Raw genomic sequence first — 18,076 nt, forward strand, 5'->3', positions numbered from 1 at the left:
AAAGTGGAAAGTAGGAGTCGGTAGATTTGATTTGTATTCCTGAGAATTATCAACGATGTTAGAAAAATCAACTTGCAATCTTAAAAAACATAAATAATTAGAAAGTAAAATATAAGAACCGTAAAAAAGGCTCACCAGCGCAATGAAATAGCGCTAACTAATTTATTACAGTGAACAATTGCTTCTAAACTTTCTAGGTGCTTTTTTGGAAGAAGTATACTAAATCATGAGTACGCAAATGAATCTATCCCAACAGAACTTTAAAGTTCATGGAGTAAAGTTTTTTGAGTGTTTTTTAAATATCTTGAAACTAGAAAACGAAAGGGGATAATTACCATATTATGCACTAGCAACTTATATATTGCATTATTTTGAATAAAATGATATAGGAATGCCACCACACGAATTCTAAATTATGGATCTTTATGAGGGGATTGGAGTTCCATATACAACAATTTACACAGAATTTCAAAATTGGATAAATCGCAAATTAGTGAAAGAAACAACAGTAGGAAATCGTACAATGTACGAAATTGTTGATTGTGCAATGTATAATCATACCTCTTCAGAAACTTCGAGACATACTGATATATTGTTATCGTATTTTCAAATTCCATTTCACCTTATACAAACTACTATTCTTACTAGTTTAGTTAAAGCTCAAGATAATTGAGGGAGCATGTTCTTGTTAGAAGTGAAAAAACACTTTTACAAGAAAGATTAGGATAGAATATACCAAACATAGTATGCATGATTACGAGGTCACTAGAAAAATGGAATACTTAAAAGATAAAATTAAAGCGAAATGTAAAAAAGTTCGCGATTACATAGAAATACTTTAACCGATTATTCAATTTACTGTCGTTAATCCAAAAGAAAAAGAACCAAACGTTTCTCGATTAACACATGTGAGAAAGTAAGTAAGACAAATTTGCTGTTGTTTTCTCTGCGAATTGTGTAATTGAAAATGATAAAAAAGCACTTTACAAAGCTGTTGCAAAGTCTAGAAAAGAAGCAGTCTCTCGTCTAAAATACATGGGACAAACTTAAAAAAGAGCAAAGGGATATCATGATTGCTTTTGTTCAAGAACTCGAAGATATCGCGAATTACTTACCGGCAAAAGAAAACAAAATGAGTTGCTTTTATATATGCGATGACTTATGCACTAGATCAAGAGAAATCGTACATAAAAGAAATAGATATATTCTCTGTACCAGCGTTTATGCGCATTCAGTATAGAAGCCCGAGCTGACTTTAAAGTGTAGCGTCTTTCTGTAGAAGAACGACACGACCTTATTATGAATAATTCAGTCAAAAACAGAACGATACCAGCAGTCCGTTAGAATGTTAAGTGGTGAGTAGTTCAAGGTCCTTGTTAAAAATTGAGTGAATAACAAAGGTTATTCACTCAATTGCAAGGGTATATTTTTAATTTTCAGAAATACAAATCTCTTGCAGTACTAAGTACATTACTTCCATTTTTATTTAGAAGTAATACGATTCGATACATAATTTGTTGAAATGTGATTACTATAATATTTAACTTGTGATTTGTGAAGAGTATGAATATAGGATTGTGTGATTGAGGGTAATATCTTAAACTGTTTGTGAGTTCTGTGTACAATATGAATGTGAAATGTGGAATTACTCTTTAAAACCTTGCTACATAAGCTTTTTTTGTCTTTTAATCATTTTCTTTATATATAGTTATTGGGTATAGTTATATGTAATTATTGAGTTATTAAAAGAAAATGTGAGATATTAATTAGGGATTTTCAATTTTTTAATTCAAAAATTAGGAATCCGTAAGGTTCATAGTATTAATATTTTTGACAAGTTTTTTTCATGTATACTTGTATTTTGAAAAAAAGACTTGACTGTTTTAATTTGTAGATATAATTATCGTAAATGAATGTAATACATTTAATATTATGTACTAATTGATATTATATATATATTAGATAAACGAACACACTGAGGGCATATTATCAGCCATTGGTGTGTCTTTTTTATGTTTAAAGCTAGACAAGGGAGGAAAAACAATTTGAAACCATCTAAGTTTCAATAGAAAAAGATTGTAGTGGTCTGTTTAGCTATCGTAGCTGGTATTTACAGCTATAACTATTATTCCATTGAGAATGCGATTAAGCCAACCAAAATCGTACTGGCTGCGAAAGACATTCCAGCACATACAGAAATTAAGGAAGATATATTAGTAGATCGTACATTATCAGGTGATGCAGTTCACGCTACGAGTAAGTAAGAGTGCTGTTGTTGGAAAATGGACAACTGACGGATAACCAACCTATCACGAAAAATAGTTATCTGGGTTTTGTTGCCAAGTTTTCTAAACTAAGCAGCGCTTTCGGAAAAGAATATGAGGAGAAGTACAGATAGGATATTTTAGAGGGAAACAGTTCAAATTACTAGTGGCTGTATAATATTTAGTCATACACGCTGATCTATGTCTATCTTTTGTGAAACTTTGTAACAGAATCTAAATAAGCACTCAAACCTCTCTTAGTTAAGATATTTGGTGTTTGTTTTGTCATACTTTTTTATAATCTAATCACTTTAATACCTTTTACAATATTCTAAATGAAGAAGTATAAGCTAATTATACCGCAAATACATACTACGATAATCCTTCCAATCCCTAATGTTATATCTGTCGGTTGAGAACTGTTTCCTATACTATCTTACTTTGTATTCAAACATATTTCGGAATTGTAACCAAGATAATTCGCTAATTGATTTAGCAAGTTTACCGTTTTTCAGCATATTACTTACTGGTAGATCTTCAATACTAATTGCATCGTGATTTTTGATGATTTCAATAGAGATTTTATCCAAGTAATCTTTTCTTGTATTTGTAATATGTTCATGGATTTGTGCCACTTTCATACGTTGCTTGTTCCAGTTAGAAAAACCCTTCGTTCTTCTAGAAAGGATACGTTGTGCTTCTGCTATCTTTTTTCTAATGTACGAAAGAATTTAGGTTTTTTGTATGTATGTTTATCTGAAAGAATAGCAAAATACTTTATTTAATCCCACAGTAATTCCAACGGAAGAGCTTGTTGTGGGTAATTCTTTACATCCGTCTCAGCTAACAAGATACAAAGTATTTACCACTTGGATTCCGTCTAACAGTAGCGCTCAAAATACGTCACTTTACCTCACGGCTCTATGCAAACTTCACAAGCCTAACTTTAGGGATTTTCATTCGATTGCCTATTACAGCAATATTACCATTTGTTTGTTTCATTGTGTAAGATTGGACTTGAATCGTGGATAATCGTTCTGTTTCTTGAAAAAATGTGAGGAAGCATCTACTAGATGTTTCAATACGGATTGAAGCGTAATACTATCTACTTCTTTTAACTATATCGTATCATCCTGCTTGTTTTATTGAGTGAGCTCGGCGGAGCAAGAAGGAAAGGTTAATGTCCGCTGTGTTTCTTTGTAAGCATTGTTCCACATAGCAAGGAAATAATTAAATACAAAACGACTTTAACGAATCGTTTTCGCAAGTCAGACTTGTTCCTCTTGATTTGGATAAATGCGAAATTTATATGTCTTATTGATTAACACGGATTGTACCTTACTTTCTTGTATGCTTTCTTTATTACACAAAAAACGTAGGCTTACGACTATTGACATTCATCTCCCACCCAAAATTGGTGTTTTACACCTTCACATTTTTGAGGAAGGCGTCTTCTGTTGGAGAAAAGATAAAACTTACGGTAATTCACAAAACGGTAGGGTTGAATTCTTTAACCATAGTACTAAAAAACAAAGAAGGCGTAAAGCGAGATTCTAATATACCTAAAGATGTAGAGCGTTATAATTTAAAATAAAGCTGACTTATAAATTTGTTGAATAACATCCTTTTTAGATAGATTTTTAGTTCTGATGAAAATATATTAAAAAGAATTACAAGAACAGTAAAGATTTAAGTGCAATAAATTAGAGGACTGGTTGTGGTCTAAATTCATTAGAGCTAAATCTCTATAAATAACAATAGAGAAAAAATTTATTTTGGTACTTTAAAACCTTAAATTCATGGGGATATAGTGTTTCTTATGGGATAAAAATTTAAAAATGTCCCCCGAAAAATAATATGTATTAAATTATTATAGATGATATTTGGTATATTACAAAAGTGTAAGATAAATGTAATGTTAATTGATGGCAAATTATGTAGAAGTAGAAGGAAATAATAAAGCCTATGAGGATAGAATTATGAATACCCCAGTTGTAGACGTAAAAACATTCAAAAAGTGTACTGTAAGAAAGGGAAAAGCCAATCACATGCATTAAAAGGTGTATTATTTTCCATTCGTGAAGGTGAATTTGTTGGAATTATGGGGCCATCAGGTTCAGGGAAAACAACGTTATTAAATGTAATTTCAACATTAGATAATGCAACGGGTGGGCATGTTGAAATTGCAGGTGCAGATATTACAAAAATGAAGCAAGGAGAACTTTCTGATTTCCGTTGTAAAAAAGTAGGGTTCATATTCCAGGATTTTAATTTATTGGAAAACCTTTCGATTTATGAAAATATTGCTCTGCCACTTTCACTTCAAGGTGTTCTATCACGTAAAATTGGACCGAAGGTAGAAAGGGTAGCGGAGATGTTAGGCATTTCAGAAATCCTTCAAAAATATCCAGCTGAAGTATCAGGTGGGCAGAAACAACGTTCTGCCGCAGCTCGTGCACTTGTACATGAGCCTGCAATAATTTTAGGAGATGAACCAACAGGAGCTCTTGATTCTAAAAATGCAACTAGTCTTTTAGATGCAATGAAAAGCTTAAATGAAGAACAAGATGTTTCTATTATGATGGTTACCCATGATCCATTTAGTGCAAGTTACTGTCAACGTATTTTATCCATTCAAGACGGAGAGCTATATAAGGAACTTCACCGTACGACTAATCGTGAATTGTTCTATAAAGAAATATTAAATGTATTGGCAGACTTAGGTACACAAAAAGCATAAAAACGGAGGTGAAAGAATGTTATTTAAACTATCTATGTCAAGTCTAAAAAGTAAGCTTAAAGATTATATTGTTTTACTTGTTGGTCTTATCATGCCGATTTCTATTATTTATATGTTCCAAACGCTAGCACTTAATGAATCTTTTCTTAAGGCAAATTCAACACTGGGCCTATTATTTTCGTCTTTCATGCAGGTGCAGTCTTACTAGCGATTATTACCTTCTTCTATATTTTATATGCAAATTCTTTCTTATTATCACTCCGTCAAAAAGAGTTCGGTATGTATATGATGTTAGACGCAAAAAAACATAAGGTAACAATGCTTATGTTTTTTGAAACAGTGATATTAGGGGTTGTATCTCTTGTAATAGGGATTATGATTGGTGTTGGCCTATCCCAAGGGGTTGGTCATTTACTAATGAAACAGCTTGATTTTACTGCCAGTGGTTATCAAGCACTTTATGTTCCATCGGTAATTGTTACTTGTCTTGTCTTTTCTTTTTTGTATTATTTGCATTATCAGCGCTATTAAACAGTATTAAACTATCACGTATTACAGTTTTACAACTTGTTCATTCAGGTTCTAAAACAGAACGTACATCTGTAGGAGGAGCGAAAACAGTTGTTATTGCAGTGTTAGCCATTATGTTGTTAGTAATCGGTTATGCTTCCATGATTGATATGGATAAATTAAAGCAAGAGGGGATTGTTATTGCATTAATCACGTTAACATCAGGAACTTACATGTTATTTGGAGCATTCCTACCGCTCGTTATTAAAAAGTTAAAGAGTAATAAAAAACGTAGTGAAAAAGGACTGAATGCCTTTACTTTTGCACAGTTAAACTTCCGTATTAATAGCCTAACTAAAGTGGTTACTATGTTAGTTGCACTTGGGGCTGGGGCAATTGCTGGCGGTATGGCATTTAAGAATGATGTTATGCTTAAAGTAGATGGTTTTAATCATTATGATGTAGTAATTCATAATCCAACCGCAGAAGAAAAGAAAATACTAGCGGGTATTACATTTAACGAGATAAATACGTATCGTTATAAGGTAGATGAAAAATTTGTTTACTACTTAAAGGAAGAGTTAGAGCAGAATCGTTCGATAGTACGAATTGGTCAAGGCCTAGAAAATGCAGGTGAATTTAAACAGATTACCTAAGGGCTTCCAGTAGGAGCTGTTTCAGGAACAAATGTAGAACCAGAGATTGGTGTAAAAGAAATGCCACAAATGTGGAATGAAGGATTACGTATAATTGAACCTGATTATGTTCATCCAGATCATAATATTAAAATCATAAATCAAAAATGTATGATGATCTATCAGGTAAAGAGGGCGTTGCATTACTTGAAAAATCAAATGATTTTCTAACATATAAAAAAGAATGGAGAAAAATTGACGAGTTACAACTAGCTAAATATAAAAATGTAAAAGATGAGTGGGATTTATCTAGTAAATACTCTGGGTATTCTCTATTCTACAGTATGGCAAGTTGTTTAATGTTTAAAGTTTTATCTGGAGCATCCAAAGACATTACACGTTATCAAATGCTTCGTAAAATCGGTGTTCGCCACGAATTATTAACAAAGTCCATCTATGTTTTAAATATAATCTCGATTTGCCAACGTAAAGAATACCAATCATGCAATTGTCCCATCGGGACAATTGCATGATTGGTATTTGTCATATATACATTGATACTGCTAAGTCGTTTACTACGAGCAGAATACTTCATTCCTTTCTTTTTTTCTCTTACAGTTTGATTTTGTAATCGTTTTTGTTGTTGTTCTTTTGTTAGTCGATGAACAATCAAACGAGTTGGGACTTTATCAATCATTCCTACATAAGCGTTGGGTATTTCACATGTCTGTCCCGGCTGAAGCGAGTTCATTAAAACTTCCATATCTATCTGGATATACTCTGTACCTTTCTTGATTCTGCCATCTTGAAAATAATCAGGGGTAGGATTTTTTTGATAAATACGTGTATTCGATTTAATAAGCCTTTTTATCTTGTATATGTTGAAGATCTTTCAAATGAAAATAACTTAAATCTTGGATACATAAATCATTCGCTGTTACAGTTGGTACAAACAGGGAACCGTAGGTTCGATCATGTTGTTTACCTGGACTTGTATGAATATGAAGGAACTTTCCACTTAATAAATCATACTCAAGTTGAATCTTTATTTCCTCTGTATGGCTACATCCTCCTGCCCCTGGATAAACAAATAAAAAAGAATCTGGGAATTGAAATACGGTTGAATCTAAAATACAAATACGCTTGAAAACAGAAATAAACGGAGAAGAAAGCGGCATAGATGAGGCTAATTTTTGGTTTATTAGTTCAGCTAATACGTGTTGTAAAAGTTGAACGGCTGATTTATTAAATCGTTGATTCATTCCCTCGGGACTGATGAGTACTTATGTCGATGCTTCTACAGAAAGAATAGCGTATTTTTTTATTTTAGAGGAATTTTGTTTTGTTACCTTGGTAGTGATGTGGCGGTAACACTACATCAATTTATAGATTGTTAAAAAGAAACAAACTCTGTTCATATGATGTGCCTAACTTTTGGAATAGTGAGAATCACATCACCACTTTCAGCACAAAACAGAGTCAAAACGCAGTCGTGAAAGTAAAGAGTTCATCCAGAAAATGATTCATCAGGATAGTGGGGAGTATTTCTGTACTAAAATTCATCAAATATTATTGAAATATAAAAATTTCAACCCTGACTCGCAAATTACAACATAAAAATCTCTTTCAACAAAAAAAGATTCTCCATATAAAAAGGCTTATATCGAGTCTCTTTATTTCATTTTAAAGAAAGAAGAAGTCTATCGTATAAAATATTCCATATTTGAACTGGAAAATCTAGTCCTATTTTAATACGTTAATGGATTTTATAACCGTAAGCGAATTCATAATATCATTGGTTATAAAATCAAGTAAGTAATAGGATATTTAGCTGAAAAAATGGCTAAAGTTGATTTTTTTCTTTTCAAAAAATTAACTCAAATCCAGTAGTTAATTTTTCATATACTTTTATAATATTAATAGCACTTTGCTAATTTGAATTTTTGAGCATTAATAAGCAATTCATATTTACCGTGTTGCTGATTCACTTTTATGTTTATTCCATTGTTAGCACTAGCATTATCAACGTCTATTACTAAATTTGGATATTTTTTATTTTTAATAATATAATTGTTATCTTCTTCCTTTTCTAAAACCCAAAAATGTTCTTCTTTGTATTGATTTTCTGTAACAAACGCATTATTTGATCCATCATAGTCATTCCAGGCTAAAACAAAATTTTTATTTATTAGACTTTTAATTTGGTATGCTGATTGATTTACATTGTATTCGAATTTCCACTTTTGATTTTCGCCATCATGGTCATTCCATAAAACTACATTATGATCTGATTGAGAAAAATCTAAAACACTTGTATTATTTAAAAGCGAAATAATTTTATATACTCCATCTAATGCATTCAATTCTCTAACAATTTCTTGGCTAGATGGATCTTCATTAACCCAAGCTACAAGACTTTCATCAAGTTCTTTTAGTTTATCTACAGCTAACTCTCTAGAGGGTTTTAAACTTATTGTTTGTGCCGTTTCAATAGTGTCCTCAATAGTTTCCTGGATATCTTCTTCAAGTCTTTCTTTAGTCCATTTATGCTTTTGGGCCTTCCTTTTAATTTGACTAACCGATTTTATAACTAAATTAATAACTTCTTTATCATAAACAGTCTTTAATTCTATATATTTTAATTCAATACGAATTCTCACTAATTCTTTAATTGCTTTTTGATATAAGTTTCTTTTATTAGCTCCCGCAATAGCACCAGGGATTACACCTAAAATATAATTTAGAACATCATCCGCAGAATTTTTTGGTGAATCAAATTTTTTATCAGGAATACCTAGTACTAGTTTATATTTAAACCTTTCTTTAATAATTGAATCATTGTTTTGAAAAAGGTAATCAATTTCTTTCTCATCACTTCTAATTTGATTAGTTAAATCTGAACATTGATTCATTAACTGTTGTACTCTCTTTTCACGATTTTCATTATCTGGATAAAATAAATCGTCGAATCCTGACATTTTTCTCATCCTTTCATCCCATTATTAATCAAAGTTGTTAATATATCTCTTAATACCATAAAATTTTTTTCATATATAAAGTAAAATAATAAACCACTTTATTATATGGACAAAAATGAATAAAGTGGTCTATTGTTTTTAACCATGTTATCTTCTTATTTTTTATCTTTTTTATTCAATTCGTCAACAATTTCATTTATTTTTTGATCAGATGGATCTTCATTAGTCCAAGCGTGAAGTATCTCATCTTTTTGTTTCAAATCGTTTAAAGCTTTTTTTCTAGTTGGTTTATCGTTCGTCTCTTCTAGTGTGTCACGAGCATCATCTATTGCATCATTTAGTTCTTCTTCAAGTCTCTCTTTAGTCCATTTATGCTTTTTTGCCTTCCTTTTAATTCGTTTAATCTCAGTTTCAATTCCAGTTAATATAGTTATTACATATTCAGAAAGTAATTTTATATACGTCAACTCAATTCGAGGTTTAGCTAACTCATTAATTGCACTTTGCAATTTACCCCTTACATCTGCTCCATATATAGCGTCAATCACTGATTCAATTCCAACAGTCACTATAACGCTGGCAGCTGCTGATCCTACTTTGGAACCGAATTTAAACCATTTCGGTAAACCAACTAATTTACTAAGTGCAGCTTCACCAATTCTTCCTTGTTTTAATAAAGCTGATATTGCTAATTTATTTGCTAATATCGAAAATCCTCTATAAGAAACTAATGAAACACTCATCATACTTAAACTTTTAGGAAGAGTTACATACCAATCTGGAGTAAGTTCAACTTTTTTGTATTGAATATCTTTTATTCCGATATTTTCATATGCTTCTCTAGTGGTTTTGTTAACCATTTCTAGTAGTTTATCAATCTTTATTTTATTGTCCGCAATTTCGTTAGTTAAATCTGCACATTGTGCCATTAATTGTTCTACTCTATTCTTACGGTTAGCGTTATCCGGATAAAATAATTCGTCTAATCCTGACATTTTTCATCATCCCTTCTAAATATATGTTAAATAATAATAAATTAAATAAATAGAGAGTTTTTTTAGTTTAAAGGATTATATTGTGAATATAGAAATTAAAACTTACTATTTCTAACTCTTAATTATAATCTTACTCTTTATTGATTTATGAACAAATCATATCTCTTATAAATAGAAAAAAAGTATATATATTTTCATGTAAAGATGAAAATATCCTTCCAAATTAAAAAATATTGAAGGATAAATCTATCAAATATCTTACACATGCACAGTATAAAGCTAACTTCCCGTTTCTAAAAGAAATTGATAGTCTTGCGCTAGCTAATGCCCAATTAAACCTGAACAAAGCATATGTTAACTTTTTTCGTGATAAATCCGTTGGATTCTCGAAATTCAAAAGCAAGAAAGATAATCATCGAAGCTATACAACGGGTAATTAAAAGGGAACAGTCTGTATTGAAAACGCTTATCTCAAGATATCAAAATTTTAAAGACCCTGGTACGAATTAAACAACACAGATTGCTACAAGGATGGATTAAGTCTGTCACGATTTCTCAAACACCTACTGATAAATACTTTGTATCGGTTTTAGTGGAAGAACATGAACAACTATTTTCTAAAGTCGACATAAAAGTTGGTATTGATGTAGTCTTAAAAGACTTTGCAATACTGTTTAATGGCACAAAACATGAAAATCCTAAATGGTTGAGAAGATTGAAAAAAGATTAGCTTTTTTACAAAGTTATTTGTCACGCAAAAAGAAAAGTTCAAATGATTGAAACAAGATTAGATTACAGGTCGCAAGACTTTACGAAAAAATTGCTCATCAACATAATGATTTTCTTTGCAAAATAAGTAACGAAATTACAAGGGAAAACCAAGTAATTGTGATTGAAGATCTAAAATTGAAGAATATGCAAAAGAATAACAAGTTAGCTAAAGCAATTAGTGAAGTATCTTGGGCTAAATTCAGATAATATCTTGACTATAAATCTGTATGGAAAGGTCGTAATTTGATAATCACACCTAAGAATTATGCAAATAACCAACTATGTTCCCACTGTGGTTATAAAAATAAAAATGTGAAAAATCTCAGCCTTCGCGAATGGAATTGTCCAAAATGTAATAGTCAACACGACAGGAATATAAACGCAAGTATCAACTTGCTAAAACTAGCCATGTAATTGGTATTTTCTATAGGGGCAGGAACTGCCCTTATAGCTTGGTAAATATAGATAGCTAGTAAAAGTAACTAGTTCTCAAGAACCTGCTACTTCAAACAGTTTGTAAGGATGTTAAGTGGCGGGTAGTTCACTACGGGTCTTTGTAATGGTTTGTCATTTGAAAATTTGGATTTATCTTCAAATGTAGTTTATGTTTTTTAGTTTTGAAGATAAATTTATATGAGAAGTATATTCCCTTGTGAAAATACATAAAAATAGACCTTCACCTCAATAGAAAGTTAAGTAAAGGTCCATTTTTATGTTTATGAATTTTGAATCTTTTTTGAGGTAATTATATTTTGAGTTTGACTAACATGTTCATAAAAAAGTAGTTTATCATTACTGAAAATATGCAATAAAACATGCATAATAAAAATAGCGTTGATTGTAATATTAAATAAAAGCGTTACAATTAAAACTAAATAATCTGCACTATTTAATATAGAGCTACTAGAGGAAATGTAGTTAGTTCCACCGAGAACAAAGTAGAATAGACCATAACGAATAAATAATTCTTTAAAAGTAATGCGTTCATTTTTTCCTTTTATATGGATACGGAGTAGCGCTTTTCCAAGAGTTTTTCCGTTTGTAAGATATGGTAAAACTATGAAATAAAGAAAAACTACGCATACAATCAAAATGAGATCAAATGGATTTGTATAAGGTTTAATACCAGAAAAAAAGATATAAGTTTCTTGAATTTTTATAGATGGGATTATTATTGATAAAAATATCCAGTCAATCTGCATCGCAATAAAGCGTCGAATAAATCCAACTTGCTTAGATATTACATCAATATTGATATCTAGTTTATTTGATTCAGGAAGGAAATATGTGAATATTGGTGCAATCATATAGCCAACTGCTCCTCCCAGTGTATTTAAAAATAAATCATCTACATCAAATAAACGATAAGCACAATTATATATACCATATAAACCTGTTAACTGTGTTACTTCAAAGAAGAATGATAGACAAAATGATAAAATTATGGTTTGTAAAAAACTACGACGGAAATAATAACGTAAATACACACCAAATGGAATCGTTAACAGTGCATTAAATGCAACTTGTAAAAAAGCTGATTCTTTTAGTAAGGAAAAATAGGTACTTGGTTTTGATAATACAACAGCTGTAGTACTACTAATTTCTTGAATGAAATAGAATGGTACGAGTTGCATATGCTGCGTATTAGCTGGTTGCAGACTACATGTATCATATGTTTGTGGTAACGGTAAGGTAATAAGAAAATAAGCATTTAGTAAGTATAATAATAAAGAATATAAAATAAAAGAACGCCATTTATTTACATAACCATATTTTCTATAGTTAAAAACTAAAAATGGAATAAGAAGAAATAAAGCTAGTAAAGGGAATATAATAAAAGCTGTTTTAATTGGAAATAAATAAGTAGTCAAAATGAAACTCCTTCCATAGAATTATTTGTTATAGCTCTTATAACATTTTTGTGACTGGATTGGAATATTTTGCAATATCGTTTAGGGTGTGAATTTTGTTATAAAAGCTATTGATAATTTTCGATTGTGATTAGTAAATAAAAATCTTTAAAGAATACCATTTTTAAAAGTAAAAAAAGAAAATGGTGGTTAGTAATATTGAAAAAACTAAAATTGTTATTACTACTATGCTATGACGTTTTTGATTCATTACCAAAATAGCCATATATTCACGAATCATTGCATTTGGCCAGTAATAAAACGCTGTTTTTGATCCAATTCCTTGACTCGCTAATCCTGATTGTTTTGCATACAAGCTAGCACGGAATAGATGAAAATTATTTGTTGTAAAGATGCTATTATATTGATCCTTCTTTAATAAATCCATAATTTGTTTTGAGAAAAGCATATTCTGATACGTATTGACAGAACGGTCTTCTCTTAGTGTATGATTCGAAGGAATTCCTTTTTCTATAGCATACTTTTGCATAGCTTCAGCTTCTGAGAGATTTTCATCAGGGCCTTGTCCACCAGAGAAAATAATTGTAGGCGGATTAGTAACAGAAGCCTGTTTCCAATAAAAATCAATAGCTTTATTAATTCTACTTGCTAAAAGTGGTGGTACTTTGTCATTAATTAAACCACTTCCAAGTACAATAATAAAATCCTGGTTATATTTTGGTTTGTTAAATTGATAAAGAAAATATGCGCTTAAGAAATTTGTTAAACTAAAAAAGAAATAGATTACAATAAGTGATCCCCCGGCAAACATTGGTTGAAAATTAGGAGATAAAAAACGCGCCGGATCAAGAATTGAAAATGATAATATTAGTAAAAGACATAATCCAAAAATTAAAGTTAAACAATTAGAAAATCGTCGGCCTTCTTTTTTCATAAGAATTCTTGCATTAAGAAATAACCCAGAGCATAAGGTGATTATTCCGAAAGCTGATATAAAAAGGAGAACGATAAGTAATGGTAGAATAACAACTATTTTGAAAATAATAATATCAGTGGTAAATGCGAAATAAATTGCAGAAACAAGTAATGAACAACAAAACATATTGAATAAAAAACCATTTATTATTCTCCTAGAATCTGATAAATAAAAAATTAAAAAAATAATTAAAAATATAATTGTAAAATACCAATAAATCATAATATAAAAATGCACCTCAATCTTATTTATTTGTACTTTTCTTGATTATTATATATTATAAAAACCAATAATTGTAATATATTTTTAATGTTATAATAAGTATCTGATATTTAGGTTCGTAAGTCTTTTTAAGTTTTGACGCCGTTTCATAGATATGTTGACAACTTGTTGTATTGAATTTCATGCTATAATAGGTACTTTACTAAACCTTGAGTGCTTAGATACAAAAATAGTTTTATTTATTCTTACAAAAAAGTATGAGCACAGTTGCAAACTTCTAAACCTTTTTGCTCTTACTTCCAACGAATTGGTATCTTAAATAGCTCTCTTATTTAAATTATTAAATATATTAGATTATGCATACAAAATGCCTAGATGTTTATCTTGGTGCAGTTTACTGAATCCTTGTTATTTTTCTATTAGACGAAATGGAAAGATTTAATCAGAGATAAGCATTCAGCATCGAGACAATTTGGAAGAGAAACTAGGGTATTATCGAAGTGTATATAATGAGAAGGTGAATCATAAGTTCGCCGAGGGTACTCATATTATTGGATTCGTTAGTAACAACACCTTTGATGCGATTGGAAATAGGCGTGTTAAATAATGGAGATTACAAAAAAATATGGGGCAAAATGTCCGTATACGATGAATCTGGAGTTTATTTCCGTTCGCAATATGTAGAATGAGGTATTAATCGCAAATGAAATCGTGTTGAAAGAAATACCACAGTTTAAGGTGCATAATTCGCAAGGATAAACGTTTAAATTATCGCTAGTGAGACGTTAGAGGGAGATAAGCAGACAAAAGAGCAGTGGTTATGCCCACCCTTTTTGAAATATGTGTTGTTCTTTTAGATGAGTATTGTGCAGTATATACAATTAAGATACAGTTTGCTTGACTTTCCCCATAAAGTACGTTTTGTCAGCAGCAAAAGTTAGATTATTGCTTCCAGGGGCTTGCCACGCCACATTATCAAGTTTCCCTGTTATGTTTGCCGTTAATATTTTTGGTACTGATCTATCAATATCAAATAACACTAATAGAGAGAGTAGAAATTCCTACTTTTCCTGGATATAATTGCATAGTTGCTATCAGCCTATTTCTTAGTGATAATGGTGCTAATATCCGTAAATCGCTGATGCGATTATAGCTTGTGCAATTGATAAACAAGAGTACACATTGGATTTTTAACCTCAAAAAAATGGGGTCATTAGGCTGCACATGCCTTTATGAAAAGATTAGTGAAAAAAGCTTGGAGAACCAACGGTTCTCACAACAGGCAAAGTACCGGCATTACTTTGTAGATTCAAAAAATTAAAGGAACAAAGCTTGTATAAATAACTCATTGTACAACCAAGCATTGGAATAATCTCATAGAATAGGACCATGGACATGTAAAACGTTACTTTGCCAAATCTACTGGATTCCAAAGTTTTTGCCATGCTTCACACCCTTTGAAAGAAAACGAAACTATTCATGCTATATATGAAAACGAAGTTTGGAGCCAAACTTCGTTTTTTCAACGTACAATGAATTGCAGCAATTACTCACAGTTGCATAAGATTCAGCTGTACTCACCCTCACCCTAACTTTCTATCTGTAAAAAAATTTGCAACAGAACCTAAAATCATATAAATAAGGGGAAATACAAATATCTAAACAAAGGAAATGACGTGATTTATAGCGATAAAAAAACTTCTAGAAACGTTTAACAGCTATCATTTAACATATAAAATGATGTAGAGAAAGGGGCATGAAGAATGGAAGAAAGTCGTATTTCCTTTCAGCAAAGGTTTAAAGAAAGTCTTGTTATGATCGTCAGTTTTTGGATCATTATATTTCTCATGTATGGTAAAAGCCTGTTCCAATAGAATGGAGTCGAATAGGAATACCTTTAGGCAGTTTTTGTAGGTGTAAGATCTATGGGTGTTTTTTCAATACAGAATATAAAAATTTCACGTACCGTATTAATTTTAAAAAAATATACACTTAAAAAAAACAGTCAACATTCAAATTTCCACCCAATGCCTGTAGCAGTAGTGTTGAGTAAAAATCAAATTGTTTAAAAACGCCAGTCTTGTTATTTAGTTAAAGGGCCATATATTTGAGAAGAAACGCGTTATGTCATCAGGAAGTAGATGGCGTGCTGTCTATAGAAAGAATAGTGTATTTGGTTTGTGAGATACAAGCGCCAAAAACGCTGGAAGAACCTTTGAGAGAGCTTACTTTAGAAGAGAGGTATGTCCGTTTAGAAGTCGAATGGAATCTACTAATGACAGAAAATGAATTGTTAAAAAATTGAATTTATGGAAAGGGGAATGAAAAGGAAATAACGTTACCACCTAGTCAAAAATATATCCTGATTTGTTCTGCCATCATAAAATACAACTTAAGAAATATGGTGAGTTACTTGTGTAAAGTAGCTGGTGTATCCCGTTCGGGATACTATAATTATTTTTTCGTTTCATCTCAAGAACAACGGAAACAAAAGAATGATCAAGATGAAATCGTGAAAGAAATCATATTTTTCGATTTAGAAACCGAAAGAAAGGGGCTCGTCAAATAAAAATGACATTGGCGGGTCAGTTTCAAGTTGTCTGCAATTTTAGATGGATCGACCAATGAAATTTTAGCTTACCATGTTTCAGAACAGATGACGTTAGACATCGTAACAACAACTCTTCATAAACTAAAAAGGAATAAGAGGATGCAATTGACTGAAGGTGTATATATTCGTTCGGACCAAGGAGCTCACTGCATAAGCCCTACCTATCAAAAATTAGTCAAAAAGCTAAAGCTAATCCATGTCAAAAAGAGGAAACTGTTGGAATAACGCCCCACAATAATCGTTTTTGGGCCATCTGAAAGATGAAGCGCATATAAAAACTTGCGATTCTTTGACAACGAATCATGCATTGTTCCTGGAATAACGAGCCCATAAAGGCCTGTGAATTGATTACTCATATAGTTGTAGTATGGCCTCTACAACCCGCACCAAAATATTTTGGATTTGGTCCGGAATGGACTGACCGTACTGATGTGAAAAACATAGGCAATCAGCTGAAGCAACTTCTCCAACACCCTATATGTTAGCTAGCTGTAAATGACTATGAAAATCCACAAGTTTTGAATTTGCTTCAGTAAGGGGTTCTGCTCGAAAATAATTTTGTTCACTCCATGTTAAACGATCGTGTTCTAGGGATGGAACTCCATCTTGAACAAGGGGCATTAGATCAATATTACAAGATTGAGAAATAAGTAATGCCCATATACTAATTGGCAATTCGTTAATTCTTGATTTCGCTTCACTTCTAATAACAGCTGGGCGAGATTCGTACTTGGTAAAATATGTTTCACCCGTTTTTTTTGGGGAAAAGGATTCCGGTTCTTAAAGTTTTCGTAAAGGTATTATTCTTGACCCGCAAACGTCTCTATACGAACTGTGGGGTTATCATTCTAGTTCTCAATAGTTTGTTTATCTAACTATTTATTAAGAAATTCTAAGGATTGATGAGAATTTAAAGACCTATTAAGGGAACCGAGAATATTATGACGTATTACTTACTATTCTTTTCCTTGGGATACTTGTGCACGAAAATCACCATACTTTTTTTGTAGCCTCTTGATGCTCCTTTATAAAATTCTAGGGTTTGAGGATAGGTTTTTCAACTGGTGTTGCACTAGCTCTAAATACGTTAGTGTTTGATCTGGTGGACGTGTTGAGGTAGAAAAAGGGAAAACAACAGAAAAACTGTATTACTTCAAAGATCTAGAAGAATTTAAGAAGAAAATGAATGAGGTGGATATAGTAAACAAAAGAACCCATGCCCATATGTCACTGCACACCAGTAATCTTTTATTATGTGATGTTACAATGTTAAATAATCAAACTGCGAGAATCGTTGATGTGGGAAAGCGGGTAGGGGTTAACTCGCATAATGAATCTATAGAGTTTCCTGAAAATATATCATCAGACTATTTTGTTAAAGAATGTAATCAAAAGAAGAAACTCACAAAATCAGGGGATGTCTCTTTCTTATTACCATTATATACAGCTTATGATGTTATATAATATCCCATTTAGGTGTTTCAATTGCTCTTGTTTCTAAAA

6 protein-coding genes and 11 pseudogenes are annotated in these 18,076 nt (G+C 31.3%); 9 read left to right on the top strand and 8 right to left on the bottom strand.

All coding sequences use genetic code 11. The features are described from left to right. Positions 1-226: 226 nt before the first annotated feature. Together DN407_RS32530 and DN407_RS30230 are read left to right on the top strand one after the other, a co-directional pair. Positions 227-1,344 (top strand): annotated as a pseudogene (locus DN407_RS32530) (hypothetical protein). Positions 1,345-2,075: 731 nt separating this feature from the next. After that, a pseudogene (locus DN407_RS30230) lies at positions 2,076-2,298 on the top strand (Flp pilus assembly protein CpaB); the annotation flags it as partial. 297 nt (positions 2,299-2,595) lie between these two features. Here DN407_RS30230 and DN407_RS33040 read toward each other — a convergent pair. Both DN407_RS33040 and DN407_RS32535 read right to left on the bottom strand, forming a co-directional pair. Beyond that, positions 2,596-2,673 (bottom strand): annotated as a pseudogene (locus DN407_RS33040) (DUF4870 domain-containing protein); the annotation flags it as partial. A gap of 25 nt (positions 2,674-2,698) precedes the next feature. Further along, positions 2,699-3,592, bottom strand: a pseudogene (locus DN407_RS32535) (RNA-guided endonuclease TnpB family protein); the annotation flags it as partial. Between the two features lie 651 nt (positions 3,593-4,243). On the opposite strand from DN407_RS32535, the pseudogene DN407_RS30250 reads away from it, so the two are divergent. After that, positions 4,244-5,004, top strand: a pseudogene (locus tag DN407_RS30250) (ABC transporter ATP-binding protein). Between the two features lie 16 nt (positions 5,005-5,020). Beyond that, a pseudogene (locus tag DN407_RS30255) lies at positions 5,021-6,607 on the top strand (FtsX-like permease family protein); the annotation flags it as partial. Here the strand turns inward: DN407_RS30255 and DN407_RS30260 are convergent. After that, positions 6,607-7,432: pseudogene (locus DN407_RS30260) on the bottom strand (IS4 family transposase); the annotation flags it as partial. The pseudogenes DN407_RS30255 and DN407_RS30260 sit on opposite strands and share 1 nt — an antisense overlap. A 90-nt stretch (positions 7,433-7,522) precedes the next feature. Here DN407_RS30260 and DN407_RS32540 point away from each other — a divergent pair. Continuing rightward, positions 7,523-7,898, top strand: a pseudogene (locus DN407_RS32540) (hypothetical protein); the annotation flags it as partial. 167 nt (positions 7,899-8,065) lie between these two features. Here the strand turns inward: DN407_RS32540 and DN407_RS30265 are convergent. Both DN407_RS30265 and DN407_RS30270 read right to left on the bottom strand, forming a co-directional pair. Continuing rightward, complete coding sequence (locus DN407_RS30265; RefSeq protein WP_255446571.1) at positions 8,066-9,127, bottom strand: RICIN domain-containing protein; 1,062 nt, start codon at positions 9,125-9,127, stop codon at positions 8,066-8,068. 155 nt (positions 9,128-9,282) lie between these two features. Beyond that, complete coding sequence (locus DN407_RS30270; protein ID WP_255446572.1) at positions 9,283-10,122, bottom strand: hypothetical protein; 840 nt, start codon at positions 10,120-10,122, stop codon at positions 9,283-9,285. Positions 10,123-10,361: 239 nt separating this feature from the next. Between DN407_RS30270 and DN407_RS32000 the strand changes: the two are divergent. Next, a pseudogene (locus DN407_RS32000) lies at positions 10,362-11,307 on the top strand (RNA-guided endonuclease TnpB family protein); the annotation flags it as partial. A 302-nt stretch (positions 11,308-11,609) separates the two neighbouring features. Here DN407_RS32000 and DN407_RS30285 read toward each other — a convergent pair. Further along, positions 11,610-12,764 (bottom strand): VanZ family protein, encoded by a 1,155-nt coding sequence (locus DN407_RS30285; RefSeq protein WP_149217123.1) that lies wholly within the window; start codon positions 12,762-12,764, stop codon positions 11,610-11,612. 163 nt (positions 12,765-12,927) lie between these two features. Further along, positions 12,928-13,962, bottom strand: coding sequence for a YdcF family protein (locus DN407_RS30290; RefSeq protein ID WP_149217124.1), 1,035 nt, complete (start codon positions 13,960-13,962; stop codon positions 12,928-12,930). 1,217 nt (positions 13,963-15,179) lie between these two features. On the opposite strand from DN407_RS30290, the pseudogene DN407_RS32545 reads away from it, so the two are divergent. Both DN407_RS32545 and DN407_RS30300 read left to right on the top strand, forming a co-directional pair. Further along, positions 15,180-15,526: pseudogene (locus tag DN407_RS32545) on the top strand (DDE-type integrase/transposase/recombinase); the annotation flags it as partial. A 551-nt stretch (positions 15,527-16,077) separates the two neighbouring features. Beyond that, a pseudogene (locus tag DN407_RS30300) lies at positions 16,078-16,808 on the top strand (transposase family protein); the annotation flags it as partial. A 239-nt stretch (positions 16,809-17,047) separates the two neighbouring features. Here the strand turns inward: DN407_RS30300 and DN407_RS30305 are convergent. After that, a complete protein-coding gene (locus DN407_RS30305) occupies positions 17,048-17,248 on the bottom strand; it encodes a Tn3 family transposase (protein WP_179955870.1) in 201 nt (66 codons plus the stop codon). 591 nt (positions 17,249-17,839) lie between these two features. Between DN407_RS30305 and DN407_RS30310 the strand changes: the two genes are divergently transcribed. Next, positions 17,840-18,037 carry a hypothetical protein gene (locus tag DN407_RS30310; protein ID WP_149217125.1) on the top strand — a complete coding sequence of 66 codons (198 nt, stop codon included), beginning with the start codon at positions 17,840-17,842 and terminating at the stop codon, positions 18,035-18,037. The last annotated feature ends 39 nt before the right edge of the window (positions 18,038-18,076 follow it).

Origin of the sequence: Bacillus sp. JAS24-2 (assembly GCF_008274905.1) — a bacterium.
Taxonomy (GTDB): domain Bacteria; phylum Bacillota; class Bacilli; order Bacillales; family Bacillaceae_G; genus Bacillus_A; species Bacillus_A cereus.